Annotated in this window: 3 protein-coding genes; 1 reads left to right on the forward strand and 2 read right to left on the reverse strand. The window is 67.2% G+C overall.

Annotated elements, in window-relative coordinates:
* The coding region (locus U1700_RS14990) for an enoyl-CoA hydratase/isomerase family protein (protein WP_332753477.1) at positions 1-305 on the reverse strand (305 nt) is incomplete at its 3' end.
* A 134-nt stretch (positions 306-439) separates the two neighbouring features.
* Between U1700_RS14990 and U1700_RS14995 the strand changes: the two genes are divergently transcribed.
* Positions 440-829 (forward strand): MAPEG family protein, encoded by a 390-nt coding sequence (locus tag U1700_RS14995; protein WP_294275403.1) that lies wholly within the window; start codon positions 440-442, stop codon positions 827-829.
* Here U1700_RS14995 and U1700_RS15000 read toward each other — a convergent pair.
* Positions 813-1,182: TRAM domain-containing protein (locus U1700_RS15000; protein WP_332753478.1), on the reverse strand; the 370-nt coding region annotated here is incomplete at its 5' end. The two genes, U1700_RS14995 and U1700_RS15000, sit on opposite strands and share 17 nt — an antisense overlap.

The following is a 1,182-nucleotide window of genomic DNA, read 5'->3' on the forward strand; positions in this document are numbered from 1 at the left end:
ATCGGCTTGGCATAGGTGAACAGCCGGTGGTTCATCCGGTATTCGGCATGGAAGAAGCCCCGCGCCGCCTCGCCATCGCCCGCGCCACTCTCGGCCAGCAACCGGATGTCGCCGCCCGCGCAGAATCCGCGTCCCTCGGCATGGTCAATGATGACCGCCTCAACCGACAGATCGCCGCGCCAGTCCTCCAGCGCGGCGAGCACGCCCTCGCACATGTCGCGGGTCAAAGCATGGATCGCCTTGGGCCGGTTGAGCCGCAACCGCCCGACCGGGCCTTCGCGGGTGACGATCAGGTCTTGGGTCATTCGGCGATCCTACCTTCTTCTTTCACCCCGGCGGAGGCCGGGGTCCAGATGGGACGCCATTCATGGCGCGCCATCAAGTGAGCGGCAACTGGACCCCGGCCTTCGCCGGGGTGGTGTCGTAGAGGAAAAGCGCCATGACCACCGAACTGACCATCCTCGGCTGGTCGATCATCCTGCTGTTCGTGCACATCGCGCTGCAGTCGCAGATGGCGACGTTGGACCGCGGCATCGGCTGGAACGCGGGCGCGCGTGACGGGACGCCCGCGCCGCTGGGACGCTATGCCGGTCGGGCCGAACGCGCCTCGGCCAATTTCCGGGAAACCTGGCCGATCTTCATCGCGCTGGCATTGGGTCTGGCCGTCACCGGGCAGAGCGGCGGGATTGCGGCAACCGGCGCGTGGGTGTGGTTCCTCGCGCGGGTCGCCTATGTGCCGCTCTATATCTTCGGCGTCCGCTACGTGCGGTCGCTGGCCTATCTGGTGTCGATGGCCGGGATCGTGATGATGCTTATCCGTTTCCTGTGACGGGAACGCCGTACAGGTCGTGCTCGTCGGCATCCTCGATCTCGACCTTCACGATGTCGCCGACCGACAGATGCCCGGCATCGCGCAGGAAGACCTCGCCGTCGATCTCGGGCGCGTCCGCCTGGGATCGGCCGGTGGCGCCGCCTTCCTCGTCTACCGCGTCGATGATGACGGGCAGCGTGCGGCCCACCTTGGCGGCGAGCTTGGCGGCGGAGATGGCGGCGGTCTTTTCCATGATCCGCGCGTAACGCTCTTCCTTCACCTCCTCGGGGACGTGATCGGGCAGGGCGTTGGCCGCGGCACCCTCGACCGGCTCGAAGCGGAAGGCGCCGACGCGGTCAAGTTGGGCTTCA

The sequence above is a fragment of the Sphingomonas sp. RB1R13 genome, assembly GCF_036663775.1.
Lineage (GTDB): Bacteria > Pseudomonadota > Alphaproteobacteria > Sphingomonadales > Sphingomonadaceae > Sphingomicrobium.